Origin of the sequence: Paenisporosarcina quisquiliarum, from assembly GCF_027563315.1 — a bacterium.
GTDB lineage: Bacteria > Bacillota > Bacilli > Bacillales_A > Planococcaceae > Paenisporosarcina > Paenisporosarcina quisquiliarum.
Genome location: NZ_JAMKBJ010000009.1, coordinates 60,947 through 86,872 on the forward strand (window position 1 = coordinate 60,947; position 25,926 = coordinate 86,872).

Here is a 25,926-nt window from a genome sequence, read left to right on the forward strand (position 1 = left end):
TTCATCGTGCTACATACATGAAATAAACAACAAACCACATGACGATAATTATGACCCCGACTGAAAATACACTGATTAAAGTTCCTTTTAAATTCAAATCTGACGATTGACCTTTTTTACTCAATCTCATTCACCTCTTTGCGTTTCTATATTGTATCTTCAGCGTAAGCCATTGATGCGTCTGTTACTGTGACATAAATCACAGATGCCGTGGTATTTACCACGAGTGTCGTTAATTTGTCAAAATTAGAATTAGTCTGTATTGGGCTAGATGTTGGCGATGGGTCTTAAATCGCATCGCAGACATTTTAATCGGCGTGCAGCTAAATTCAATTGGCATCACCCGATTTTCCCCACAAAAAAAGCGACTTACCTAGGAGGCAAATCACTTCATTAGTCAATTTTACAGAAAGCAATCGGACAGTCTTCACAATTGATTTCATCTTTCAGAAAATCTAAGTCGTGTATTAGGATCTTTCCATCCACCATGGAAAGTTTGTCTTGTTTTTTCAAGTCACTTAGTAGCCTGTTTACCACTTCACGTGTCATGCCGCAAAAATTTGCAAGTTCCTGATTGGTGAGTGTCATATCGATCAGGATGCCCTTTTCGTTAGGAACGCCATAGCTATTCGTCATTCTGATTAATGTTGAATAGAGAGCCCCTTTTTTTCCGTGTAACAAAAGATCACGGAATTTGGTCTGTGTTTTTTGGTGATTGATGCCCATCCACTTCATAAAGGTAACAGCTAGCTTGGCATTATGGGTCAGTTCTTCTTCCAGGTCCTCGACACTAATCTTGATGCATTCCACTTCTTCAATGACCTTGGCATCCAACATATATTTGGCTGACTCTGCAAAGAGCGTGAATTCCCCGACGAACTGATTGCGTCCACAAATCCTCAGCGTCAATTCTCGACCCTCAGGTGTGACTTTGCCAATTTGAACTTTTCCAGTTCGTATGAAGTAAATCCCTTTGATAGGGTCGCCTTCTTGGAACAGATAAGAGTCTTTATTATACGTTTTAATACTGTGGCGTATGGAAAGCAACTCTTGCAGTTCAACGGACGTATCAATCATCCCTTCTTTCAATCAAAACACTCCTTTCTTCGTTTACTCTTGGGTCAAGGTTATCATAGAACCTTTTCTATTGGATAGTATTACCTGCACGACATGGACAGATTTGGGATGATTCCTACGTGGACGTCATTTTTTCCTACGTCACTCGCGATTTTTCCTACGTGACCCCCGATAATTCCTACGTCACCCTCGATTTTTCCTACGTGAATCATATAGGTATAGAATATGGGGTATAATTAATGTACTAAATGAAGCAGGTGATGATATGCGCATAAATAAATTTTTAAGTGAAGCCGGCATTGTCTCAAGACGCGGTGCCGATAAATGGATTGAAGATGGACGCATCACAATCAATGGTAAAAAAGCTGAACTTGGCAGCAAAGTGGAACCTGGAGACGATGTACGTGCAGACGGCAAACCGGTCAAACACGAAGATCCATATGTCTACATTGCCCTGAATAAACCAGTAGGTATTACAAGCACAACCGAACGTCATATTAAGGGAAATATCGTGGATTTCGTCAATCATCCTTTACGTATTTTTCATATCGGCCGACTGGATAAAGATTCGCATGGATTGATTTTACTAACGAACGACGGAGATATAGTAAATGAAATTTTGCGTGCAGAAAATGAGCATGAGAAAGAATATATTATTAAAGTGGACAAACCCGTCACGCAAGACTTTGTTAAAGAAATGTCTGAAGGCGTAGAAATCTTGGATACGAAAACATTACCTTGTAAAGTAGAAAAACTCTCTTCCCATATGTTTAAAATAACGTTGACACAAGGACTGAACCGTCAAATTCGCCGAATGTGTTCTGCACTGGGATACGAAGTCAAAAGCTTACAACGTATACGGATTATGAACATTCATGTGGATGGCCTGACGGTCGGTGAATGGCGCGATTTAACGAAAGTAGAGCTGGAAGAACTATTTAGGACGCTTAACTATTCGCCAAAAAGGTAATAGAGTAGTAGGAGGCGATACCAATGTTATCGATAACTCATACACCAAATTTCACCGGCGCACTTATACGTGGCGACTATTGGGATCTCGACGAAGTCAATCAAGCTATTAATCAAGTAATTGGCGATGAAAAGAAGTATTATGACTGGGCTGGCTCACGGAAACGGATACTGGATGTTGCAATTTTCATCCAACAAGCCTCACGCGCTGAGCATCATGTTGATTTTGTAGCGAATGGTTTAAATAAAGAAACGATGAAACAACATGAAATTGTGACTTCTGAGAAAAATATATATTATTCTGTAGAAGTATTATGGCCCGAGCTCATTTTTACAGTCATTGCGTTAAATGATTTTGTGCGTTTATACACCAGTAAGCACCCACATCCAACGTTGGATGTTCATGTCACAACGCTTCGTAAATTTCAATCTGTGGTTGGAGAAGCCTTGCAATCCGTTATGACCAAAGAAGAGCATAATCAATTTATGAAGATCCTGAGCAGCAATGAAACAAATGTACAAGAGTATGCGGTCCAATTTGTTGATATGCTGAATTTAAGTTATATTGACTTAACGAAAGAACAACGCGAAAAAGGGTTGGGCAAACTGGCATTAAAACTGGCAGTCCAAGACAAAGACTATCATGCCGTTCGCAATCAAGTAATTAAGTCCGCCAATCCAACGAAAAGCGATATTCATGATATGTCCATTACAAAAGAGTATCCTGAAAAAATTGAGTGGTAATAATGGAAGAGTGCGAATTTCGCGCTCTTTTTTCTTTTGACACGCGTACGTGGTCTAGGATTAGGTCTCTCCTATTCAAGAATGATTGCACGCGCACACGGTGGGGATTTACAGTTGATTAAAAGTTCGGAAGAAGGCTCGACTTTCCGATTAACACTTCCTAAAACATTAAAAAAATCGATCCTACTCGTTAGGTTCGATTTTTTAACTTACATTGTATGCGTTTGATTCTTCTATATATTAGGATACATCTCTTTTAACCCTCAAGTTTTCACAATGTTAAACATTCATGTTTCGATATTAAAGGAAACTCTTCATTAAATTTCAACAAAATGTGCCACGTGAAACATTTTCATTATTCTCTGAATCGACATTTTGATTAGGAAATCTTTTGAATAACAAGTAAATCGATGGATTTGCCCATATATCTTGAAAGACTTCGCGTAAAATTTGCTCACAGATAGCATCATCAGCAACAGTCCTGTACGATATTTTCCATAAAATCTGAGAGTAGCGGTCATATAAATCGGCCAAAGACTGTTTTTCCTGGCTATAAAGTCAGATGAATAATTGCTCATCTGTAGTCATCTAGTCACACTCCATACTCTCACACTACACGACAGCATTTGTATGAAACATTTTAATGTGCTAACTCTTTAGAAATTCATGATAAAGACGTTAATAGTAAATACCTCAAGTACTTTTTAATGTTTCTTCTTTTAAAAAACAGAACCCTACGGTAATTAGAACAAAAAAAACACTTGGAATTCACCGAATTCCAAGTGCTGCGTACTAGTTATTTATCACATACATCAAAGTGTTCTTTTTACTGAAAGCAAATACGCCCGCTCCTAACGATAATAGAGCAGAGAAATAAAAGGCATTTTCAATTCCAAAAGATTCCGCTATCCACCCGAACATTAATGTAGCAAAGCCAAATGCACCAGTCACCAATACAGATTGAACTGAAAATACATGACCTAGTTGATCCGTATCCGTTTGCGTTTGCATTACAGTCAATTGGGCAATCAGTTGTAATTGACCAAAGACGCCAAGGAACAATGAAATGACCAGCGCAATAGATGCGTAATGTGGAAACAGAAACCACACAGTTAATAGGCTTGTAAGGAAACAACCCGCTCCAATTATCAGATGTGCAGGTACTCTCATTAATTTGGCAAACAAATACCCACCAATCAAAAAGCCACCTGAATAAAAGGCGTTGATATATCCCCACCAAGCCGTGCTTTTCTCAAGAACTTCGTCAACATAAACATACAGAATGGCAGAAATCCAAACCGCTCCTGCAAATGCTGTCAATGTATCAAGCAGCAGTATATTACGTATAGGTTTTACGGAAAAGCTATACTTCCACCCTCCGGAAAGCTGCTGAAATAATGATTGCACTTCCGTCTTGGCATGGGGTATCGCTTTAATTCCGTACGTGAGCATCCATGCGAATATATATAACCCAATGGTTACAAGTAAGAGGGTTCCCCCACTAAAAAGAGCGACAAAAAATGCGCCGATCGGCCAACTTACCAGATTGATTGTGTTATCGGAAATGGCTACTAAACTATTAACCTTTGGCAAATCCGATTTCCCAACCAATTCAGGTAGCATGGCTTGTCGGATTGGCGTTGCCCACCCATCCAGAAAGGCGATGACACTAACCAAAATAAGAATCCATAGGATACTTTCTTCTTTGCTGAAAAAAACGGCACTTAAGAAAATGATTTTCCCGACCATCGAAAACAGTAATATTTGACGTAAAGGGAACCGATGCAAAAGAAGTGGGGTTAAGAAACTCCCAACCAGCCGTGAAAACGTAATGGTTAATGGAATAAGTGTCAGTGTTAATACAGAACCACTAGAGACATAAACCAGTTGTATCAGTCCTACAATATAAAGGACATCCCCACCATTGGCCATCATCTGACTTACCCATAGAAAATAAAAAGAACGACGATTGTTCACATGAATCTCTCCTTCACTCTATTCAGTTTATTAGATTGAAAGAAGAATTCTTACACTCGTCGCACCCTTTCCCCGGTTCATACTATTTCTAATTATTTTACGTGAATAAAAATCCCTCTGCAATAAATGATTTGAACGCCGTTTCCAAAAGGAACATAGTAGCATCTATTAATAGAGATAGAATGGAGGTGAATTCATTATGTATCGCAATATGCCAGGATCAAACTGGGGCCGTCAAGGTGTTCAAGGGATGCACCCAAATATGCCACCAGGCGTTCAAGGGATGCAAACCAATATGCCACCAGGTGTTCAAGGGATGCAACAAGGTATGCAACCAGGTGTTCAACCAGTTGTATGTCCTCCTTTATGCCGTTACACGGACTCGTATGTGAAACGTGAAGTTCCATATATTCAACCTTTAATTACATGCAACAGACAACACATCGTTGACGTTCCTAAAACTTATTACCGTGAAATTACTCAAAACGTTGTTGTTCCTCCGAACCAAATGCGTTTTGGCGGGATGAACCCATACGGCTTCGGTCGCCGATAAACCGAATATTTTCATTCGTTCTGATGTAAAGTCCAAATGTGGGGTTGACTGTCAGACGAATCCCGAACAGATACTCCTCTTTTTCTCCCCATACAAAAACCCCGATGACCAGCTTAAACTGATCATCGGGGTTTTTTCCATTTAATCAACTAATTGAATAAATTGTTTAGTACGTTCGTGACTCGGATTTTCAAAGAAAGTAACTGGATCTGCAGATTCTATAATCCGACCTTCATCTAGCATAATGACACGGTCTGCTACTTCACGCGCAAACTTCATTTCATGTGTCACCACAACCATCGTCATGCCTTCTTGTGCTAGTTGCTGCATAACACTCAGCACTTCCCCTACAAGCTCCGGATCAAGCGCTGATGTTGGTTCATCAAACAATAGAACTTTAGGTTCCATTGCAAGTGAACGTGCAATTGCGACACGCTGCTTTTGTCCACCAGACAATTTACTTGGGTAGACATCTGCTTTGTCAGCCAAACCTACTTTTTCAAGTAAGCCTTTAGCCAAAACAACAGCATCCTCTTTTTTCATCTTTTTCACAATCATCGGTGCTTCGATGACATTTTCAAGCACAGTCATATGCGGGAACAGGTTGAAATGTTGGAAAACCATCCCCACTTCTGCACGGATTTTTGATAATTTATGTTTCTTGGGATCCACTACTTGTCCATCCACCTCAATGGTACCTTTATTAATTCGTTCAAGAAAATTGAAACATCTTAAAAGCGTACTTTTACCGGATCCACTGACTCCGACCAGGACGACCACTTCCGAAGGAGCGACTTCCAGATCAATGCCTTTCAAAACTTCCAAATCGCCAAACGACTTATGGATATTTGTCCCTTTTAACATTTGATCTCCTCCTTCTTATTTGTCGACATTCAATTTGTTTTCATACAGTTTCAGTAAATACGTGAAGATCATAACCAAGATTAGATAGTAAACCCCTACTACTAAGAAGGTTTCCAGTGGTTGATAAGACTGGGCCGCTTCTCGGTTTGCCAAGGCAAACAGTTCTTGCACACTGATGATATAAACCAATGAAGAATCTTTCAATGTGATGATGAACTGATTGCCAAGAGGTGGAATTGAGCGCTTCAAAGCTTGTGGGAAAATGATGCGTCGCATACTCTGCGCTCTTGTCATCCCAAGTGAGCTACTTGCTTCGCGTTGACCGCGATCAATCCCTTGAATAGCGCCACGGAAAATTTCCGCAATATAGGCACCATTATGAATCCCTAGTGCGATGGCTCCTGCCCAAAAACCAGACAGGGTAATTAATTCAGTTATCCCGAAATACAGGAACATGATTTGTACGATTAAAGGTGTACCTCGGATAATCGTAATATATACATTAGCAATTGTTTGTAAAATTTTTGAGCGTGATATTTTCATCAGTGCAAAAACTAATCCCAGAATTGTCCCTAATACTAGTGCGACAGCTGTGATTTTTAATGTCATTAGCGCCGCTTCGAGGAACCCTGGATAAGTTCGCATGAATACTTCAAATACTGTGTTCAATAATTCCATGGTCGTCTCCTTTCATACTTGTAATGTGAATTATTTCAAAATCTCGATTCCTTCTAAATCCACATCAAGGAGATTACGTTCGAACCATTTGTTTGAAATCTTTTCATATGTTCCATCTTCTACCATTTCTTTGATAGCTGCATTAATGTCTTTTAATAATTTTTCATCTTCCGGACGTACGGCAACTGCAGCTTGTTCGATCCATAACGGTTCGCCTACTTCTTTAATTTCCATTCCTGAAGCAATCGCTTCATACCCAACAACGTCCGCAGTGATTACTGCATCTAGGCGCCCTTTGACAGTTAAATCTTTCAATGCTACAACATCACTACTATAGTATTTGATGTCATCGCTATATTTTTGAGCCGCTGTATCGTAAGTACTTTGTGCTACCACACCAATTCGCTTGCCTTTTAAGTCTTCTGCTGAAGAAATATCACTGTTGGCTGGCACAAAAATCATTCCACCAGAGTAATAGTAAGGATCAGAGAAGCTTACTTGTTCTGAGCGTTTATCTGTAATTGCCATTGATCCGATGATTGCATCGAACTTGTTGCCTTTAAGGGATTGAATAATTGTTTCCCACGGAGTCGTAACTGGGTTAGGTTCTAACCCCATTTTTTCAGCGATAGCAGCACCGATTTCAACATCGAAACCAGTCAGTTTACCACTTTCTTCATAGTTAAATGGCTTATATAATCCACTAGATGCATAGGTAAGTTTCCCATCCTCAGTTAAATTAGTTTCACCATTGGACTTTGATTCATCACTTCCACAACCTGTAATAAGCATAGCTGTTGCTGCAAGCGCAGTTAAAAATGAGTATTTCTTTTTCAAAATAAATCTCCCCTTAGATGTTATTTTTCGTCAGTTAGTTCGGTTGTTTCATTTCGGGTGAAAATACCCTTTCTTTCGTACATGGCATCAATTCTTGCCAAGTTTTGTTTTACCTTTTCGTGCTCTTTCACATAAATGAAGCGCATGATTGAAGTAAGTAAAGCGTGTACAGCCGTGTAGGAATCGATGCTTAGCGTCGTAGTAATCGGTACGAGTAGCAATTCATCCGCGAACGGGGCAACAGGTGCGTCAACATGATCTGTGATGACAATAACGGTAGAACCTTGTTCTTTGGCCGTTTGTAATGTCTCCATCACATTTTTTGTGTAACGCGGAAAAGCGAAGGCAATGAGGATATCATCTTGCGTCAGTTTGGACAATTGATGGTAGTATTGCATGTCTCCTTGCATTAACAATTCTGTTTTGTCTAATACCCTATTCATCCAATGAGTAAACGAATGAGCTAAACCGAAATCGAAAAAGTTGCTTGTCACATATATTTTCTTAGCTGAGCCAATCAAATCCACAACTTGAAGTAACTGTTCTTCCTTCAATGTTTCCTTCAATTGTGAAATGCTCTTTATATCTGCATCAAGCAAATTTTTCACGATGGATTGTGAAGAGTATTCGGTTGTATCTTGGTCTTCTACTTGTTCAATACGTCGCTCTGCAAGTTTCTTTTGAAGTACATGCTGGAACTCCGCATATCCTTTATATCCAAGTTTCTGTGCCCACCGGATTACGGTTGATTCACTAACTTCTACCTTTTTGCCGATCTCTGAAGCTGAAGAAAAAGCCAGCAAGATTTGATTTTCTTTAAACAAATCTGCAATTCTTTTTTGCCCTGCCGAAAAATCCTTATAGGAATTTTCTATCTTATGCAGTAAATCCTTCATTAATATTCCCTCCGAAACGGTTAATCGAACTGCTTGACTCCTTCATTGTAACAACTTGCAGGTTTTCCTGCAAGTTTTGTCATATCCATGTAATATTAGATGACGTAACGAATACTTTTCACTAATTATAAAAAATGGCAGGGACCGCCACTTCGCTTTCCGTGGGTTTGGCTATAGCCACCTTCGGGGGTCTTCACCTCAAGCTATTCCCACAGGAGTCTTCGTGATGGTCCCTGCCATGTTTATAACAAGTATGAGACGCCTGTCATATCCACGAGAAGACGAGTTTAAAACTGAGGGTGATTGGTTTATTAACATAGATTAATGAACAATATTGTTGAATGCTATTGAATCCAATAATGGATTTTTTAACCAAATATTCTTTTAGATTGTCCTCTATGTTTCATAAACATTTAACCGGGTAGCTTTTAAATTAAGGTATTTTTTATGATTCCAAATATAGAAGGAGTGGTTTTAATGAAGAAATATGTCAATTTCGGATTAATGATTGTTACCTCTACCACTATTATGTATGCACTTATGTATCTTAATGTTTATCAATTAGATCATATATTTTTCAGTGAAACTCGACTTTACATGGCCTTTATTATGGGATCTGTTATGGCTGTCGTAATGTTGCTTTTTATGCGCCATATGTACACGAATAAACGATTGAATGTGATTATCTTTGTTGTTAGTGCAATCGTTTTTGCTAGCTCACTTGGACTGGTCCGTAGTCAATCAACAGTCGAAGATACTTCTTGGATGAAAGCAATGATTCCCCACCACTCTATTGCAATCTTGACAAGCGAGCGTGCAAATTTCTCAGACCCACGTGTACAAGTGCTTGCAGATAGTATAATTGAGGCACAGCGTAAAGAGATAAAAGAAATGAAAAAACTTATAGAAGAACTGGAAGAGGAAGAGTAATAATAGATGTTTCTATTAGTTTACTGCTCTTTTAAGTATGCGAAAAAGGTTGGAAGTTTCCATGGATTCATGACAAAAAAGCTCACCTACCGTTATGGCAAGTGAGCTTTAATAATAAGTTTATTTTAGAATTTTAATTTTAACTGTTTTGCGTCCCCATTTTAAAGCACTTGTCTGGTTTGGCATAAACAAATCGATTTTATTTCCTTTAATTGCACTGCCTGTATCGCCTGCAATCGCGTATCCGTAACCTTCAACGTATACTTTTGTTCCAAGTTTAATAACGCGTGGGTCAACAGAAATTACTTTTAAGTGTGGGTTCTTTTTTAAATTAATTCCAGTTGCCGTAATGCCAGAACACCCTCGGCAATTCGCTGTGTAGGCAGTTGTCGATACCATGAACTCTTTTACGACTGTGCCATTCGAACGGGATGGAGTCTTTTTCTTAGCTGCAGCAGTAGTAGTGCCTTTTTTTAATTTGATTTTTTGGTTCGGTTTAATTAAGTCGGATTTTAAGTTATTAATTGATTTTAATGAAGAAACTGTAATGTTATATTGTCTGGAAATTTTATATAATGTGTCACCTTTTTTTACAGTGTGCACAGAAGCAGCAGCTTCCGAATCATTGGCAAATGCGACGAGGAACATTAGTACAAAACTTAACACGAAACTGAATTTTTTCAAGTTGGTAGTTCTCCTTTATTTCTCGTTTGTAGAAATAAAATAACATTTAAACATTACAGTTTCATGACAAAACATAAGATATTTCTTTACAATTTGAGGGTGTTTATATTACTAAGGAAAAATATTGCTTTTTTAAAGTTCAACAAAACATAGGTATTTCTGACTAATTCACTTAAAAATCGACGTGGAAAAATGGCAGTGACCGCCACTTCGCTTTCCGTGGGCTTGGCTTCAGCCACCTACGGGGGTCTTCAGCTCAAGCTATTCCCACAGGAGTCTTCGTGGCGTTCCCTGCCTTACATTTATTACGAGTATGAGGTTAATTCATAATGACCTTCTACCACTAGATGATGTGTTTACAGAACATCGATTGAACAACTTTTAATTGCATCCTATAGTCAACATTCATTTCTAAATTTAAAGTGGTTATAAAAACACCTGCCATACTAGTTCATGGCATATCAAAAAAAATCACCCCCATTAATTACAAATGAAGGTGATGAATCTTATTTATCGCTTCCTAATATTCCCTCGTGAGTTAACTCTACATTTACTGCCATCGCAGCTTCGGCCCCACTAGCAGCCGCTATGATTAATTGAGCTGGGTAAACATTAGACGCTTCTCCTGCAACAAATAGGCCATGAATCTTCGTTTTTCCTACCTCATCTGAATGGTGCCCACCCGTATCATTTAGTTTAATTCCAAGACGAGTACCTAACTCACTTGCCTGTACGAGCTCTGGTGTAACAAACCCACCCACTCGTTCAATGATGTTTCCATTTTCCAACTCAATTTTTTGGAGCTTACCTTCTTTTCCAATCAAAAGTCGAATCGGACTTGTCTCAACCCTAAGCTCATTTTTTTGAATTTCTTTCGCTTGGCTTTTCGTCAGTTCTTCCCCATTCGTGAATATGACGAGATTTTGAGACCAATTGCGTAATATTTTGGCTGTGTGAAGGGTGTAATCAATTATTCCAAATAAAGCGAGTGGTTGATCTCGCACTTCCCAACCATCGCAATACGGACAGTTGAAGATACTTGTCCCATAAAAATCGCGCAAATTTGGGATGTTCGGAAATTTTTCTTTCACACCCGTGGCCAAAATGACTTTACGAGTGGCCCATTGTTTTTTCATTTCAGTTTTTACTAAGAACCCATTCTTTTCTTTCGTAATTTCCACCACTTTGTCTTTCAAAGTCTGGATAGTTGGGTACTGACTGAACTCTTGATGGGCAATGGCTCTGAATTCTGCTGGTTTTACGCCATCTCTCGTGATAAAACCGTGAGATGCATCCGTTATTTTATTGCGCGCCTCATCGCTATCGACTAACACTACATTTCTTCTTGCTCTTCCTAATACGAGAGTGGCATTTAATCCTGCTGGACCTCCACCTACTACTGTGCAATCTATCATTCTCTTCCTCCTAAATGAACTATTCTAGGTAACGTGTTTCCCTATTGATACTTATAATCTTTCCTTCTTTGGATTCAATCAAACCGAAAGATTATTTTTTGTCCAAACGGGTAGTTATGCTATTAACAGCAACAAGAGGGAGGAGTAATTGTGATTAATTCAACTTATAAACTTTTCAAGTTTGATGATGATGGCACTATTCCTAATAATCCGGAATTACCAGTTATCTTATATCCCGGTGTGTTCAAGCAGCATCCACAAGAAATCGAACCGACTTTCAGATTGAATAATTGGCGAAACAGTTGGGTTGATGGCGTATTTGACTATCATCATTACCATAGCAATGCGCATGAAGTATTAGGGGTGCGCGCTGGATCGGCCGTATTAATTCTGGGTGGTAAAAGCGGGGAAACGGTTGAAGTTAGAACAGGAGATGTTTTGATATTGCCTGCCGGTACGGGGCATAAAAAAATAAAGGGCAGTGCAGATTTCGAAGTTGTTGGTGCATACGCTGAGGGCAAAGAATACAACCTTAAAACAGGTCAATCCAATGAAAGACCACATGTTTTAAAAGAAATTAAGCAAGTTGCCTCCCCTTCAATGGATCCCGTATTCGGAAATTACGGACAAGTAATTGATCGATGGAATTAAACGTGGTAATAAATAAAAGTTTCTTGTCACGATTAAATCGTGACAAGAAACAAAATTAACATTAATTAGGCATTGTACCTGGTTGAATATTTGATGGTGCGTAAGAATTTACAATAGCCATTGTGTCTTGTTGTGCAAGTTGTGGCACTTGATAGTAGTGGTGTTTGTTTTGATAAATTGAGACTTCGTATCCCATTTCAATACAGTTCGGTACTGAGTCTGCCAGTACTCGACGAACGACTGGATTTGACGTTTCTAAGGCCGCCATTGTTTTGAGTGCTGCACCTGACTTGTGGACGCCTAGCATAAAGCCTGAAATGATTTCATCCGTCAGCTCAGCAGAGGATTGAATCGGTTTCTTCGGTTGTGAAGGTTTTAATCCATAAATGAAATCATTGTCTTGTTTCATCATGTATTTTTGCGTTGGTTTCGATGGGTCCATCCCTGTTTTGAAACACTCAGCCGTAATGTTGTACTCCTCTTGCATAAAGTGGAATTGACGATCCATCATCGTTAATAATTCTTGGTCTTGCACATGAGGGCGCAATAAAGTGTATTGGTTTAATCCCGCAACAGCAGAAGACAATACTTCATGAACATCAAACAGTTCGTGTCCACCATGATTCATTTGTGGAGGCACTGGACCTGTATGCATATTTTCGTGCATTTGACCTTGTGGATTTTGAGTCATTAATGAATTTCCTCCTTGTTTCATGTAATGTGCATCAGAACTAGTTTGCAACGAAATGAAAATGCTATTCACAATAACTTAAAAAAGTCGTTTGAATCAAATCCAAAATTCAATCGAAACAATCTTAATAATCGCGATAAATAAAAAACGTGCAGAAGGATAAAATAATCCTCTGCACGTTTAAATATAGACAACTCTATTATAATTGTGGTCGGCTACATTTACTAAATATTTTAAAAGCGAAACTCTGTGAGAAGCGCTTTCTGTTGATTGGAGTGGAGGCGGCGAAAACAAGACTGCTCCTGCGGTTACTCGTCGCAAAGGAAATCAACATTTACTGCAATGGCACGTTTTTGCCATCTAATTTTTATTCTTCTTCTTCGGAAAGTTTTCTTTTTCGGAACTTCCCTAAAAATTCATATACCACAGGCACTACAATCAGTGTTAGTAACGTCGAGCTTGTAAGTCCACCAATTACCGTAACGCCCAATCCTTTGGAAATCAAGCCACTGCCTTCTGCGCCAATCGCTAATGGAATCAATGCGCCGATTGTTGCAATTGCTGTCATCAAGATTGGTCTTAATCTTGTTACGCCAGCTTCCAAAATTGCATCACGTGTACTCAAACCTTCTTTTTCTTTATGAATGACACGATCGACTAATACAATGGCATTTGTTACCACGATTCCAATAAGCATAAGTGCTCCTATCATCGTGGAAATGCTAATTGTTTCTCCAGCGATTAGCAAAGCAACTAATGCGCCACTGATAGTGAAAGGTAATGAGAACAATATTGCAAACGGTGCAATCGCTCCGCCAAATGTCACCACTAGAATTAAGTAGACAATAGCAATCGCTGCTAACATAGCCAAACCAAGTTGCGTGAACGATTCTTGCATATCCGCCGTTACTCCAGCTGTTTCGATGCTAACGTTCGCAGGAATATAGAGTTTATCGACTTTTTCCTGCACTACTTTCGATTCGGCAGAGATGTCATCGGTCGTTATTTTCCCTTTCACACTCGCATAAATCTGTCCATCTCTTCTCGTAACGGTATCAGACGTTTTTCCGTCTGTAACTGTGACAACATCTTTAACTGCTACTTCCATTCCAAGTGGAGAAGGAATTGTTTTATTTAATAATTCTTCCAATGAATCTGGTTTTTGTTTCACAGTATCAATGTACACTTCGAATGTTTCGCCATCTTGCTCAATCGTCGTCAACATTTCACGCTGCACATTTGGATTTAGTGCCATTCCCACTTGAGCGGCTGTCAATCCGTATTGAGCAAGTTTTGTTTGATCTGCCACTAAAGTGTGTTCTTCATAGGAATCTGCAATCGTTGATCCTATATTAGCAATGTTTTTACCTTCATTTAGAATCTCTTCAATATCACGAATTACAGGTTCAATCGTTTCCAAATCTTTACCATATACATAGTAGCTTATTTCATTACTGCCACCACTTGTTGCAAAGTCTTGTGATTTCCATTCCCCTGCCGTCTTGAACTTTTGAACTTCTTTCATCGCTTGTTCTTTTTCTAATGTAAACTCTGGTGTCTCATCTTCATAAATCACATACATCAATGCTCCGTTGTTTTGTCCGGGCATCATCGGATTTTCACCACCGATTGATACTTGAACACTTTCCACATTTTTACGATCAATGAAGAAAGCCTCGACATCAGAAACTGCCTCTTCTACATCTTCTTTCGTTTCACCTGGTTTAGGTGTATAGGTAACATACATCATTTTTTCATCTTCTTCAGGCAAGAAACTTGTTCCAACGAAAGGTACTAAAGCTAGACTGCCTGCGAAAAGGGCAATTGCCAATAATGTTGTAATTAATTTATGATTAAGTGTCCATTTAAGAATGGAACGGTAAACACCAGCAATTTTACCTGGTTTCTCAGGATCATGTGTATGCTTGTCACCTAATCCTTTTTTAAATAGTGAATGGGATAACATTGGTACTAACGTAATGGCCACTAATAGTGAAGCCAGTAATGCAAACACAATCGTTAATGCGAATGGTAAGAATAATTCGCCAACCATTCCTCCAACTAAACCAATTGGTAAAAATACAGCAATCGTCACAAGAGTCGATGAAAGGATTGGGACAAACATTTCCTTTGTCGCTTCTCGAATGAGGGCTTTCCCTCTTAGCTGTTCAGTTGGTGATGCCATTCTTCTATATATGTTCTCCACAACAACGATAGAGTCATCAATTACTCGACCAATTGCTACGGTCATAGCCCCTAATGTCATCATGTTCAGTGTGATGTCCATTTGTTTAATCAGCAATACAGCGATTAATAATGATAGAGGGATTGAAATAATGGCAATCATAGTTGAACGTATATTTCTCAGGAATAGTAAAATAATCAATACAGCAAACCCAGCACCAAATAATGCTTTACTCAACATCGTTTCTACTGATTTCTCAATTGGTTCACCTTGGTCAAATGTTAAGACGATTTCGAAGTCAGCATTGTCCTTTTCAAATGCCTTCACTTCTTCTTTCATCAAATTCACAACATCTACTGTGTTGGCACCTTGAGACTTTACAACTTGGACAGCGATCGATTCCTTCCCATTCGTACGAGAAATTGATTCTGCTTTTCCAACGAATTCAATATCGGCCACTTCTCCCAATTCAACCATAGAAGGTTGTGCGGGAGCAGCACCTGGATTCGATGGAACAACCGGAATTTGAATTGCATTCAAGTCTTCAATAGATGTAATATCTCCATCGACAACTACAGATTTTTCCGTACCTTCAAACGGGAACAAACCTAAAGGAAATGTTACGTCAGACCCTTTAACCATTCCTTTTACTGTCTCTTCATTTAGTCCGTATTCAGCCAACTTATCTTGATTGAATTTAAAACTGATCTCATTCAGTTGTTGACCAGTAACTGCAACAGAAGATACACCTTCAATTCCTTCTAACGTAGGAACGAGGTTTGTTTCTATGTTTTCCGTCAGTTCGGCTAGACTATCTTTTTCACTTGATACACTGATTGCCGCTACAGGAAATGCATTAATGCTAATCCGCGCAACCTTGGGCTCTTGAGCACCTGTTGGCAACGGAATATTTTTAAGAGCTGCAGCTACTTCCGCTTCCGCCTCCTTCATATCTGTACCAAATTCAAATTCAATTTGGAGTGAAGAAGCATTTTGATAAGAAGAAGACATAACCATCTTAACGCCTTCTAAATTTTGAACGGCTTTTTCATATGGTTCAGATAGTTCACTGACTACCTGGTCAGGAGTCGCTCCTGGATAAATCGTTGTAGCAGTAACAACAGGAACCGTGATATCCGGTATTGTTTCAAGTTTCATTTGTAAACCAGCTGTTATACCGGCTACTGTTATAACAATGGTCATTAACCATACTGCAAACTTGTTCTTTAAAACAAAATTAATGATGTGGTTCATTGTGTTTGTTCACTTCCACCCTACGTTATTTGACCAACCGGTCATAATCACTCATAATATTACTGACTGGTCATTCAAAGGTCAACTATCAACCTATTTTTTTACATTGTTTTTTCAGAAACGAGGCTTAAATATGACAAATAAAAAACATTTAATCATTGAACAGGCTCTGCACTTATTCGCCTCCAAAGGATTTGAATCTACATCCATCCAAGAAATTACCGATGCTTGTGGCATCTCAAAAGGTTCTTTTTATTTATCATTTAAATCAAAAGATGAATTGCTTCTTTCGATTTTTGAATATTTTTTCAGTGAAATATCGAAAAGATTCACAGAGCTTGATGCTTTGCAACACGTAACTCCTAAAGAAAAATTTCATCAGTTGTTGATTATTCAGTTCGAAGAAATTGACCGACATGCCGATTTTATCTTGATGCAAATTAGAGAACAGACGAACCCATTGAACAAGAATATGACAGAACTGTTGGCTTCGATGCAGATACAACATCATACAATTTTGCATAAAACGTTTGTGGATGCTTATGGGAAAGATATTGAACCGTACGTTGCCGATCTGATTGTGATGGTAAAAGGTCTTGTTCATGGCTATATCGAAATTATCCTGACACATCGCCAACAATTAAATACGCATCAATTATCCGCTTTTCTTATGGATCGAATAGACGATATCGTTGCTTCTTTTTTATCAAGAATGCCAGAACCTTTTTTAAGTCTGCCTATGTTAAATAAGAATTTATTGCAAAATATAGCCTCTAATTCGCCAAAAAAAGTCCTCCTTCAGGAAGTCCTTGATTGCAGAACGAACACAGTCGATGAAGATTTACTTGTAACCTTGGATGTAATTGCGGAGGAATTAAAAAAAGATAAGCCCAGAATTCCTGTCATAAAAGGAATGTTGGCTAACCTTGATGGAAATGAGGAAATGCTTTCATTGCAGAACCAGTTGATGGTTTACGTTACGAATCAGAGGGATTGAATGCGAAGTTAATTGTTATCCTATGTTCTAAAAATGTTATTTAAAAACACAAAAAAAGACTTGTCGCTGTGATAAGTCTTTTCTTGCATGGTTAAAAGATGAAGTTTATTAAACAACGCCTTCCTCTTTTAATACCAGTTCAAATTTATCTACTACTTCTTTATCATAGTGAGTATTCGATAGTTTTTTCAATTCATCCAATGCGTATTGAGCACTAAATGCTTTCCGATATGCACGGTCTTCCGTCATTGCATCGAATGTATCACTGACGGCAATAATACGGGCTTCAAGGAGTATCTCGTCATCTTTCAATCCCTTTGGATAGCCGCTGCCATTCAACCGTTCATGATGCTGTTCGATAATGATGGCTACATCCTCGTAAGCGCTTCCTTTTATCATTTCAGCCCCATCAGCTGGATGCTTCTTAATTACTTCAAATTCTTCGGTCGTCAGTTTATCCGGCTTATTCAATATTTCTTTAGGAATGTGTATTTTACCTATGTCGTGTAAAAAAGACGCCGTTGCAAGATTTTCTAATTGCTCTTCATTTAATTTAAATTTCCTAGCTATTTTCAATGCATAATTAGCGACTCGGTCACTATGCATATATGTATGTTGATCCTTGATTTCTACTTGTTTAACAATCTCCATCAATGAAGACATTTCATTTTTAAGGACGCTAAAAGTTTTTTCAGTTATTACCCATAGAAAGGTTACGTCTGATAATGCTGTAAAATGGGTCGGCTCAGTTATTCCTTTAGCTGTGAAAGAATCATGTGGACCTAAAATCACTTTTTCCCCATTAAATTCGCAGACAATTTTCCCCGACAAAATAAAATAGTACTCCATCACTTCTGGATTCTCAGTAGGGTAAATGTAGAATAATCTATCCTTCTCAATAGTTTGAAGCAATACTTCAACTCCATCACCATCAGCTAGTAAGCTTATTTCGTTTTTATCATATATTACTTTCTCCAGAAATGACCCTTTATGTCCTATGCTAAAACCTTCCATACTGAATTCTCCTCTGTACAAACTTCTCAAAAAAAATGAGTTCTATGAAAGAACTCATTTTTTCTAATTATACCAATATTTAAATAAAACGATAGAGGATTATTAAAATAATAATTTCGATGTTTTAGTGTCCGCCAATTCCAATTACGCGAAGTGGATCAATCCATACCAAACGATGAGCAAAGCGTACTAGTACCCATGAACATTCAGCTTGAACTCCTGCTTCAGCAGCTATTGCAATCGTTTCTTGAGACATTTTCAGCGTTTCGTTATAAACGTCATCAATAATCACATCAAGATTTGCATTATACGTTTTTGTTAATTGAAGGAATTCAGATGCACTTTTAGCTTTACGAACGTCAATAAAGTATTGAGCTTGAAGCTCATCTGCAGCTTTCACACCTTCTTCAATTTTTACATCGATTGCTTCGTTTGTGGATTCGATAAGCTCAAGTGCATTTACCACAGAAAGCTCAAGTTCTTCTGCTGATGCAGTTGTTCCTAAACTGAAGAATAATGATGCCGTAAATAAAATTGCTAACAATTTTTTCATGTCTTATTCTCTCCCCAAAACTATGTTTTTTTGTGTATATACATAATACAATAGGTAAAATGTTTACCTTTGTAGTAATGTTGCTGTTAATTTTGGTTCATTTTCATTTAGTATAACTCTATTAAACTTATCTGACTATATTTATTTGTAATTTTTTGTATTATTTGAAAATATAATGACTTCCTATGACATGAACCCGTGCAACGCACCTAATAAGATAAAAATCACTAGATGATCGCCAATCGCTATCATCAACGATTGATTTGTCATAAGTCCAAACAATCTATTTTTTATGTATACCAGGGTAATAATAAACCCAACCATAAATCCTACGAGCATCCCTGGTCCAAAGCCTTCCGCCCCTGTCGCCTCTACTAAAATTGCGATGATGAATGAGCTAATGAACGCTACAATTCCTGAAAAGATATACTTCATTGGCCCTTCAATTTCATTATGCTTTTTATCCGGATGTTGATCACCACCCAATCTAACCGAATAGTAAACCCCTCCATATACCATGTATAAAAAACCACCAATAATGATGGCAAGTACATTCAATTCGTTTAAAGCTGCTAACATAGAAATCTCTCCTTTTTCATCTTAATTCAACTTAACTTAGCCGAATTCCTGCAAGCTGTCATCTTTTATTACCAATAAACCTGCAAATTGAGTGACGCTATCAGTCTTTCTTTTGGCTTGGTTGTAATAATCGACAGTCACGTAGGAAGAATCGACGTTGACGTAGGAATTATAGGTGCTGACGTAGGAAAAATCGAGGTTCACGTTGTAAAAGCATCTTTTGGCGTTAAAAGCGTAGCTGTTTCGCGGAATATCTACCTCACATTGTAGGAATCATAGCCTATTAAAAATTCCGCGCTATTTATATAGAAGAAAACCATTAGAAACCTTATCCTATCAAAAAACCTGTCTTCCACAAATTTGGAGGACAGGTTTTACTTTTTACCTTACTGACATACTAAGATTTCTCTGGAAAATAGGCCTTTTTTGGCTACACATCGGTCGATGATGTCGAAACCAGCTTCTTCAATCATGTGATCGATTGTCTCAATCGTGACTACCACGAGTTTCTTTGAAAAAGGTCTTGCATGCTTGAGAATGAAAAGTTGTTCCCCAGGAGTGGCGTGAGTAAAGAGATTGTATGGCATATCAATAATCGTGGCATCATAACTGGACGTTACTTCCGCAATTGGTCCAAGGTCAACGTCTCCGGATAGTCCGAAATGCGCTATGTTTTCACGTGATCCTAAAACGACCAGTGGATTAATATCGCGGCCTACTATATCAATTCCCATTGACAGTGCTTCCACTAAGACCGTACCGATTCCACAACAAGGATCTATTGCTTTGACACCTTCTGGATTCGGTACTGCAATATTCGCGACTGCTCTTGCAACTCGAGTACTTAGGGCAGTGGAATATTCACGTGGTTTTTTTAAATGATGTAACCAAACGGCTTCGTTTTTCAGATATTTCCCAAAATACCATCGTCCTTCAAATGGCACTAAACCAAATGTTATATCGGGTTGATGAACATCCGCTTCCCCTTCAATAATCAGGCCTATTTCCCGTTCAATTTCGCGCTTTTGTTTGTATTCCACTTTTTCCGTTGCAGCCAAATCATTAATTTTGACGAAAATGACTTTAAACGTGGAATCCAACATGTTGACATCTTCCACTTGTTTTAAAATATCCGAAAGCTCGTCTCCTTCGAAAATCACTTGAATTCGTTCCTTCATAAAAGGACTTCTGTTTGGGTTTATTTCAATAGAGCTTTTGAGTATTTTAGCTTTGGTATCCTTTTCAAAAAAAGACCTCATTTCCAAGTGACATAAAGATTCTTCGTCACCGGTATATGCGTATGTATATATAAAGTCACCAGTTGGCGTAAGTTGATTCAAATTATTCCCATCCTTTAGCATGCTCTTTGAAGGAGCAGTTACTTGTTAGTATAACAAGTGGCGAATATTTATGCCGGGAAAGTGAAGAATAATTCATATACAGAACTTATCGATAACTAACCAAATTATTATCGATAAAATTATTTTAGAAAAACTTTTTTTGAATACATGAAGAGGAACTTTTCTACCCATACTTACTACGTACGGCCAACTTGAAAGGAGACATGATCAAATGCCAAAAAACAATCAGAATTCTTCAGGTAAAAACACTCGCAACAACACGCAAACACCACCGAAAACTGGTCAAGCAAAAAATGGTGCTACAGGTCGTGAAGAATTCTCTCGTGAATTGACTGAAATCATTAACAAAAACACGCAAACAGGACAAAATCAAAAAACTGCTCAAAAACGTAAAAACAACAAGTAATTAAATGTAAATGAAAAGAAGCAGGTTTTCCTAAAATGGATACCTGCTTCTTTTCTCTATATAAAAGGCAAAACTGCTGCCTGTTTTTATTTTCCCTCATGCATCGATTTCAGATGGGCCATGTTCAAATAAATGGTTTTCCCATTTCCTTTTACCAATTCCACCAAAACATTTTCAACACCATTCAGGATTCCGATCTTTTCGGAATCTTTCCCTAAATCAAATAGCACTATTTTTCCTAAGGATTTTTTCATTTGCTCTTCAAACGTTTGAGCGAATGATTCGCCAGAAGAATTGATTTGTTGGCCTGTCTTGATTTGATAAGGGGTTTGGTTGAGGTAGGGGATTAGCCATTTTAGGTGCGCAACTGGAATGTACATTGTTTTAAATGCCGGTGAATCGAATACAATATAGTCTTTCTGAACGTTTTGGATATAACCGTGAACTATATGATTGCCGGTTAAGAAAAGCTCCACAAATATGCCCGATGCGTTCGTCAAGATCTGTTTCAAGGATAGCTGCGTCCCCTCAAATGGTGCAGTTTCTTCAATGATGTATTCCGTATCAGAGGATTCTCCTTTGTTAACGGAAAGAAGATGGACGAGCGGCAAATACACATATTGTTGACCATTAAAGAGTACGATTAGGTCAGTACCTAATTCCAATAGCTTTCCTACAATCGTTTTTTTGGAGGATATTTCAACCTCTATTATTTTTCCTATATAAGATTTAAGGCTATTCATTTATTCAACTCCTTTACTTATAAAATGAAGAGAAGCCACAAATTAAATGCAATCAACGTGACGAAAAGAGTTAATGGGATGACTAACAAAGCGACTTTAAAATATTTGGACCAGGTGATATGAACGCCATTTTTCCTTAATACAAACATCCATAACAATGTGGCCAATGTTCCTAATGGAGACAACAAGGCGCCAATATCGCTCCCGATGATGATCGCTATATAAGAAACTTGTAGCGTTTGCAAATCCAACCCCATATCTGTAATCATCAATGTTCCTAACATAACGGAAGGTAAGTTATTCATCAGATTGGAAAGAATACTAACTAATAGACCCGTGATAAAACTTGCAAAGACGAAATTTTGTTTCATCAAGCCTTCAAACAATTCATTGAAAAATGTGGTGATTCCCGTATTGTTCAATGCATATACCGTGACATACATTCCAAATGCAAAAACCAGAATATGCCACGGCGCTTTTTTAATTACGTCCATGATTCCCATTCGCATACTGATCCATCGAATCATGATCAATAAAACTGCACCGACTATGGCTATCGCTTCTATAGAGACGCCATACGTAGGTAAAATAAAATAGCTTCCCCTTATGATGACGACCATACTAATACACACTTTGAACAACGGCCAATTGATAGCTTCCAACGGTTGAGGTATCCCTGACAATGGATGTGCATGATTTGAATTTGAAATAAATCGTTCAATCGAGGTATTGTTTAACGTGGATATGTTCTTAGGGATATCTTTCTTAAAGAGAAGATATAGTAGCAGGCTGAGTGTGAAAATCCCAACCATGGAAGGAACAAAAGCAAAATGCGTATACGAAATTAAATCCAGACCAACCATTTTCAAGCCAATCAGATTGGCAATATTACTTACACCAATCGGTAAACTAGCTGACGTAGCAATAAATACACCTGCGAATAAATAAGGGTACTTTTGATGGGGTTTCAGCTGTAACATGTTTACGATATGGAGAATGATTGGTGTGGTAATCAGAATACTGCCATCATTATTGAAAAAGATGGTCATTAAAAAACATAGAACCATAATGTACAGGAATAACCTCATTCCAGACCCTTTTGCTTTATTGACGAGATTAACAGCTGCCCATCGGAATACCCCGATACTTTCCAACACTATACACATGACTATGGTTGAAATAATGGTGATGGATGGGCCGCTTACTAGCTTAAATATCTCGAGAATATCACTAAATGGAACAACGCCTGCTACAAAGAGTAACATAGCTCCAATAATTGCTGGAATGGCTTCATTTATTCCCCGAGGTCTCCACATGATAAAGAGAGTCGTGAGTGCAAATATCGTAAATGTATAAACGAGTACGTATTCATGCATTTGAATTAACCCCATTAAAACGGAATTTCATTTTCTTCTTATTCTTACGGTCAATCGGTAATGCCTGCTCTTCTATTGGAGGTGTTAAAAGTTGATAAAAGAATAGTCCCGAGACCATTAACAAAGAAAAAATGATCATTTCCTCCCTCCTTTCTACTGAAATGGAGAGTGTTCTTCACCCTCTATTTAATATTCTTCTTCCTGAATTCTGCGGTTGCGTTTATTTGTTTGCCGAAACGACAGGATGCTCAACTACTACTTCTTTGTTTTTCCTTGTCGAGCTTTTTTCTTCAAACGTCTATTTCTTCGTTTATTAGCAAGATTCAACTCTTCTTCATATGTGAGTTTTGACCGAGTTGATGTTTCTTGATCAGTTGATTCCTGCTTTTGTGATTCATTAGATTGCTCGTTATCAGTTGAAGTATTAGTTGTTTGAGCATTTTGGGTTTCTTCTTTTTGATTATCTTTTTGTTCGTCTTTTTGCTCTTCTAATGGATTAATGCTCAAACTGAAGTTTTTCACATGATAGGTCGCGATTCTGAAAATTTCATTGTTTACAACCAATACAAGATAATCATCATTGGCTTCCACTAATAGACCTTCCATGCTTTCAGGACCTTTTCTATTAATCTTAATCCAGGAATATTTAAGATTTGTCATTAAATTAGCTGTGTTATCAGCAATTATTTGTTCATAAACTTCCTTCATTTTCTTCACTGCTGTTTCTTCAGTTACTTCTTCTGTTGATTCTTCCGTTACTTCTTCTGGTGTTTCTTTTGTTACAGTGGGTTGGTCAACACTTTCTTTCTCTTCCACAACTTCTTGGCTAGTTGTTGGAATGGCATGACTGAAGCTCTTGATATGTTGTTCTTTGTAAAATATTAATCCGTCCTGTTCCGTGTAAAGAACTAAAAAATCATCCTTAACATCAATCAATGTTCCAAACTTCGATTCTGGACCTTTCCCGTTAATTCGAATTGTTTGATCTTTGAAATGACCTAAAAGCTCATTAAATGTAGCTGCTTTTACTAAATTGTTGGCGTCGTAAACTTTTAAAATGGAATTGTATCTAATCTGCGAATTTTCTTTAATACTCTTTATGTGAGCTGTTTTGTAATAAATAATTTCGCCATCTTCTTTTTGTAGCGTTAAATAATCTTCGTTTACATCCAATAAAACGCCTACATTCGAATCTGGGCCACCTCTGTAAACTTGAACCGCTCTTCCAACCAATGAGCTTAAATACTCATCTTTCATTCTGTCTTCCCCTTTCTGCTTATCTCAATTTACTAAAAACAAATAAAAAAGCCTTTCTGACTTAGACAGGGCAAATTATTTTGTTAAGTTTATGATTATATATATGTATTTGCTTTCCTTGTGCATAGGTAAATAAATCAATTTCCTCATTGCTGAAAGGAATCCGTATTAAAAGTGGAGAATATATACTCATCATGTTTTTGGGGGATTTAACTTGGAAAAATTACAATTTTTATATCAACTAAAATTAATTCCGTCTTTACTGGAAGAAGCAAATTGGACGGATCAAGAAAATAATATTGTCCAGAAGCACTTCGAAGAATTACAGCACTTGAAAGCAATAGGAAAGCTCATTTTGGCGGGCAGAACTTTAGAGATGGATTCATCCGGATTTGGCATTGTTATTTTGGAAGTGGACTCTGAAGATGAAGCAAGAACGTTGATGGAAAACGATCCGGCAGTAAAAGAAGGTATTATGACAGCTACATTATTCCCTTATCGCGTTGCATTGATTAGAGATTAATGAGGTAATTCTCAGTTACATGAAAACACCCTTTTTTAGCCATACTTTACAAGAACACATACTTTGGAAAGAGGGCGAACAAATGGGTAAAGACAACCATAATTCATCGAGCAACAACAAAAATTCCTTGCCTCAGACACCAAAAGCTTTGAAACAAACGCCTCAGCAAGCAAGAGAAGAATTTTCTCGTGAGTTCACTGAACTTAGTAATAAAAATAGAAATGCTGGAAAATCGACAGATCAACAAGGTCGAACTAAAAGGTAATTAAGCGGTAATCAATTGGAGTGATATGACGTGAGTTTTAATCGCGAAAAAGAGATTTTTTCCGATCCAGCCAATACGATTGTGAGTGTAAACGGAGTTCAAGTATTTCTAGATAACAAGTTTGAAGATGAAACATTAAATGAGGAAATCGCAAGAGAAAACCACGAGGAAAATGAAGAAAAATCAATTACAAAGCATCAGCTCAAAAATTAAACGGCATTAATAACGACGAACCTCCTTTCTCATATAAAGGGGGTTCGTTTTTTCAGAAATAAAAAAGAGCATTTAATATCAGTAAAGCGTCGTCATAGGTCACGTAAAACGTCCAAAAACGAAGGAGATAAGCAGGATGTGAACTTTTTTTGTTGAATAAACATTAATGAAAAGTGAATGAATTTATTACATAGTAAGGAAGTGAATTGATTGCTCTATTTATACTTTGTTTTT

29 protein-coding genes and 1 pseudogene are annotated in these 25,926 nt (G+C 37.9%); 11 read left to right on the forward strand and 19 right to left on the reverse strand.

The window, feature by feature from the left end:
• Position 1: 1 nt before the first annotated feature.
• The gene (locus M9R32_RS11330; protein ID WP_269926840.1) at positions 2-124 is read right to left on the reverse strand and encodes a cytochrome C oxidase subunit II; all 123 of its coding nucleotides are present in this window, start codon (positions 122-124) and stop codon (positions 2-4) included.
• Between the two features lie 269 nt (positions 125-393).
• Positions 394-1,089: a Crp/Fnr family transcriptional regulator gene (locus tag M9R32_RS11335; RefSeq protein ID WP_269926841.1), complete on the reverse strand. Its 696-nt coding sequence runs from the start codon at positions 1,087-1,089 to the stop codon at positions 394-396.
• Between the two features lie 253 nt (positions 1,090-1,342).
• Between M9R32_RS11335 and rluF the strand changes: the two genes are divergently transcribed.
• The 3 genes and pseudogenes from rluF to M9R32_RS11350 all read left to right on the forward strand — a co-directional run.
• A complete protein-coding gene (gene rluF, locus M9R32_RS11340) occupies positions 1,343-2,047 on the forward strand; it encodes a 23S rRNA pseudouridine(2604) synthase RluF (protein ID WP_269926842.1) in 705 nt (234 codons plus the stop codon).
• 23 nt (positions 2,048-2,070) lie between these two features.
• Positions 2,071-2,790: a DUF6904 family protein gene (locus M9R32_RS11345; RefSeq protein WP_269926843.1), complete on the forward strand. Its 720-nt coding sequence runs from the start codon at positions 2,071-2,073 to the stop codon at positions 2,788-2,790.
• A gap of 42 nt (positions 2,791-2,832) precedes the next feature.
• Positions 2,833-3,018: pseudogene (locus M9R32_RS11350) on the forward strand (ATP-binding protein); the annotation flags it as partial.
• A gap of 564 nt (positions 3,019-3,582) precedes the next feature.
• On the opposite strand, the gene M9R32_RS11355 reads toward M9R32_RS11350, so the two are convergent.
• Positions 3,583-4,767: an MFS transporter gene (locus M9R32_RS11355; protein WP_269926844.1), complete on the reverse strand. Its 1,185-nt coding sequence runs from the start codon at positions 4,765-4,767 to the stop codon at positions 3,583-3,585.
• Positions 4,768-4,966: 199 nt separating this feature from the next.
• Between M9R32_RS11355 and M9R32_RS11360 the strand changes: the two genes are divergently transcribed.
• Complete coding sequence (locus tag M9R32_RS11360) at positions 4,967-5,320, forward strand: hypothetical protein (RefSeq protein WP_269926845.1); 354 nt, start codon at positions 4,967-4,969, stop codon at positions 5,318-5,320.
• A gap of 141 nt (positions 5,321-5,461) precedes the next feature.
• Here the strand turns inward: M9R32_RS11360 and M9R32_RS11365 are convergent, their stop codons facing one another.
• Genes M9R32_RS11365 through M9R32_RS11380 form a run of 4 tightly spaced genes read right to left on the reverse strand, consistent with a single transcriptional unit; the run spans position 5,462 to position 8,595 of the window.
• Positions 5,462-6,184: an amino acid ABC transporter ATP-binding protein gene (locus M9R32_RS11365; protein ID WP_269926846.1), complete on the reverse strand. Its 723-nt coding sequence runs from the start codon at positions 6,182-6,184 to the stop codon at positions 5,462-5,464.
• A 15-nt stretch (positions 6,185-6,199) separates the two neighbouring features.
• Positions 6,200-6,862, reverse strand: a complete 663-nt coding sequence (locus tag M9R32_RS11370) for an amino acid ABC transporter permease (protein ID WP_269926847.1) — start codon at positions 6,860-6,862, stop codon at positions 6,200-6,202.
• Between the two features lie 30 nt (positions 6,863-6,892).
• Entirely contained in the window at positions 6,893-7,699 is an 807-nt protein-coding gene (locus tag M9R32_RS11375; RefSeq protein ID WP_269926848.1) for a transporter substrate-binding domain-containing protein, read from the reverse strand.
• Positions 7,700-7,719: 20 nt separating this feature from the next.
• Positions 7,720-8,595, reverse strand: coding sequence for a MurR/RpiR family transcriptional regulator (locus M9R32_RS11380; protein ID WP_269926849.1), 876 nt, complete (start codon positions 8,593-8,595; stop codon positions 7,720-7,722).
• Positions 8,596-9,072: 477 nt separating this feature from the next.
• Between M9R32_RS11380 and M9R32_RS11385 the strand changes: the two genes are divergently transcribed.
• On the forward strand, positions 9,073-9,525 hold the full coding sequence (locus tag M9R32_RS11385; protein WP_269926850.1) for a DUF305 domain-containing protein: 453 nt from the start codon (positions 9,073-9,075) through the stop codon (positions 9,523-9,525).
• A 120-nt stretch (positions 9,526-9,645) separates the two neighbouring features.
• Here the strand turns inward: M9R32_RS11385 and M9R32_RS11390 are convergent, their stop codons facing one another.
• Complete coding sequence (locus tag M9R32_RS11390) at positions 9,646-10,209, reverse strand: 3D domain-containing protein (protein ID WP_269926851.1); 564 nt, start codon at positions 10,207-10,209, stop codon at positions 9,646-9,648.
• A gap of 506 nt (positions 10,210-10,715) precedes the next feature.
• Positions 10,716-11,624: an NAD(P)/FAD-dependent oxidoreductase gene (locus M9R32_RS11395; RefSeq protein WP_269926852.1), complete on the reverse strand. Its 909-nt coding sequence runs from the start codon at positions 11,622-11,624 to the stop codon at positions 10,716-10,718.
• Positions 11,625-11,774: 150 nt separating this feature from the next.
• Here M9R32_RS11395 and M9R32_RS11400 point away from each other — a divergent pair, with 150 nt between their 5' ends.
• The gene (locus M9R32_RS11400; RefSeq protein WP_269926853.1) at positions 11,775-12,275 is read left to right on the forward strand and encodes a cupin domain-containing protein; all 501 of its coding nucleotides are present in this window, start codon (positions 11,775-11,777) and stop codon (positions 12,273-12,275) included.
• A gap of 61 nt (positions 12,276-12,336) precedes the next feature.
• Here the strand turns inward: M9R32_RS11400 and M9R32_RS11405 are convergent, their stop codons facing one another.
• Together M9R32_RS11405 and M9R32_RS11410 are read right to left on the reverse strand one after the other, a co-directional pair.
• On the reverse strand, positions 12,337-12,966 hold the full coding sequence (locus M9R32_RS11405) for a spore coat protein (protein ID WP_269926854.1): 630 nt from the start codon (positions 12,964-12,966) through the stop codon (positions 12,337-12,339).
• Between the two features lie 367 nt (positions 12,967-13,333).
• Complete coding sequence (locus tag M9R32_RS11410; RefSeq protein WP_269926855.1) at positions 13,334-16,405, reverse strand: efflux RND transporter permease subunit; 3,072 nt, start codon at positions 16,403-16,405, stop codon at positions 13,334-13,336.
• A gap of 133 nt (positions 16,406-16,538) precedes the next feature.
• Here M9R32_RS11410 and M9R32_RS11415 point away from each other — a divergent pair, with 133 nt between their 5' ends.
• The gene (locus M9R32_RS11415) at positions 16,539-17,402 is read left to right on the forward strand and encodes a TetR/AcrR family transcriptional regulator (RefSeq protein WP_269926856.1); all 864 of its coding nucleotides are present in this window, start codon (positions 16,539-16,541) and stop codon (positions 17,400-17,402) included.
• Positions 17,403-17,510: 108 nt separating this feature from the next.
• On the opposite strand, the gene M9R32_RS11420 is transcribed toward M9R32_RS11415, so the two are convergent.
• The 4 genes from M9R32_RS11420 to M9R32_RS11435 all read right to left on the reverse strand — a co-directional run bounded on the left by M9R32_RS11420 (position 17,511) and on the right by M9R32_RS11435 (position 20,888).
• Positions 17,511-18,416, reverse strand: a complete 906-nt coding sequence (locus M9R32_RS11420; RefSeq protein ID WP_269926857.1) for an HD domain-containing phosphohydrolase — start codon at positions 18,414-18,416, stop codon at positions 17,511-17,513.
• Positions 18,417-18,540: 124 nt separating this feature from the next.
• Positions 18,541-18,969, reverse strand: a complete 429-nt coding sequence (locus M9R32_RS11425; protein ID WP_269926858.1) for a hypothetical protein — start codon at positions 18,967-18,969, stop codon at positions 18,541-18,543.
• Positions 18,970-19,152: 183 nt separating this feature from the next.
• On the reverse strand, positions 19,153-19,548 hold the full coding sequence (locus M9R32_RS11430) for a DUF1761 domain-containing protein (RefSeq protein ID WP_269926859.1): 396 nt from the start codon (positions 19,546-19,548) through the stop codon (positions 19,153-19,155).
• A gap of 386 nt (positions 19,549-19,934) precedes the next feature.
• A complete protein-coding gene (locus tag M9R32_RS11435) occupies positions 19,935-20,888 on the reverse strand; it encodes a TRM11 family SAM-dependent methyltransferase (protein WP_418936245.1) in 954 nt (317 codons plus the stop codon).
• 232 nt (positions 20,889-21,120) lie between these two features.
• Here M9R32_RS11435 and M9R32_RS11440 point away from each other — a divergent pair, with 232 nt between their 5' ends.
• A complete protein-coding gene (locus M9R32_RS11440; RefSeq protein WP_269926861.1) occupies positions 21,121-21,315 on the forward strand; it encodes a hypothetical protein in 195 nt (64 codons plus the stop codon).
• A gap of 86 nt (positions 21,316-21,401) precedes the next feature.
• Here the strand turns inward: M9R32_RS11440 and M9R32_RS11445 are convergent, their stop codons facing one another.
• The 4 genes from M9R32_RS11445 to M9R32_RS11460 form a co-directional block, all read right to left on the reverse strand.
• Entirely contained in the window at positions 21,402-22,058 is a 657-nt protein-coding gene (locus M9R32_RS11445) for a DUF2642 domain-containing protein (protein WP_269926862.1), read from the reverse strand.
• Between the two features lie 17 nt (positions 22,059-22,075).
• Positions 22,076-23,434, reverse strand: coding sequence for an arsenic transporter (locus M9R32_RS11450; RefSeq protein WP_269926863.1), 1,359 nt, complete (start codon positions 23,432-23,434; stop codon positions 22,076-22,078).
• Positions 23,427-23,573, reverse strand: coding sequence for a hypothetical protein (locus tag M9R32_RS11455; protein ID WP_269926864.1), 147 nt, complete (start codon positions 23,571-23,573; stop codon positions 23,427-23,429). Before M9R32_RS11455 ends, M9R32_RS11450 begins: the two co-directional genes overlap by 8 nt.
• A gap of 116 nt (positions 23,574-23,689) precedes the next feature.
• Entirely contained in the window at positions 23,690-24,691 is a 1,002-nt protein-coding gene (locus M9R32_RS11460; protein ID WP_269926865.1) for a hypothetical protein, read from the reverse strand.
• A gap of 214 nt (positions 24,692-24,905) precedes the next feature.
• Here M9R32_RS11460 and M9R32_RS11465 point away from each other — a divergent pair, with 214 nt between their 5' ends.
• The 3 genes from M9R32_RS11465 to M9R32_RS11475 are packed head-to-tail and all read left to right on the forward strand — an operon-like array spanning position 24,906 to position 25,692.
• Positions 24,906-25,214, forward strand: coding sequence for a YciI family protein (locus M9R32_RS11465; RefSeq protein WP_269926866.1), 309 nt, complete (start codon positions 24,906-24,908; stop codon positions 25,212-25,214).
• A gap of 19 nt (positions 25,215-25,233) precedes the next feature.
• On the forward strand, positions 25,234-25,479 hold the full coding sequence (locus M9R32_RS11470) for a YfhD family protein (protein ID WP_269926867.1): 246 nt from the start codon (positions 25,234-25,236) through the stop codon (positions 25,477-25,479).
• A gap of 30 nt (positions 25,480-25,509) precedes the next feature.
• Entirely contained in the window at positions 25,510-25,692 is a 183-nt protein-coding gene (locus tag M9R32_RS11475; protein ID WP_269926868.1) for a hypothetical protein, read from the forward strand.
• The last annotated feature ends 234 nt before the right edge of the window (positions 25,693-25,926 follow it).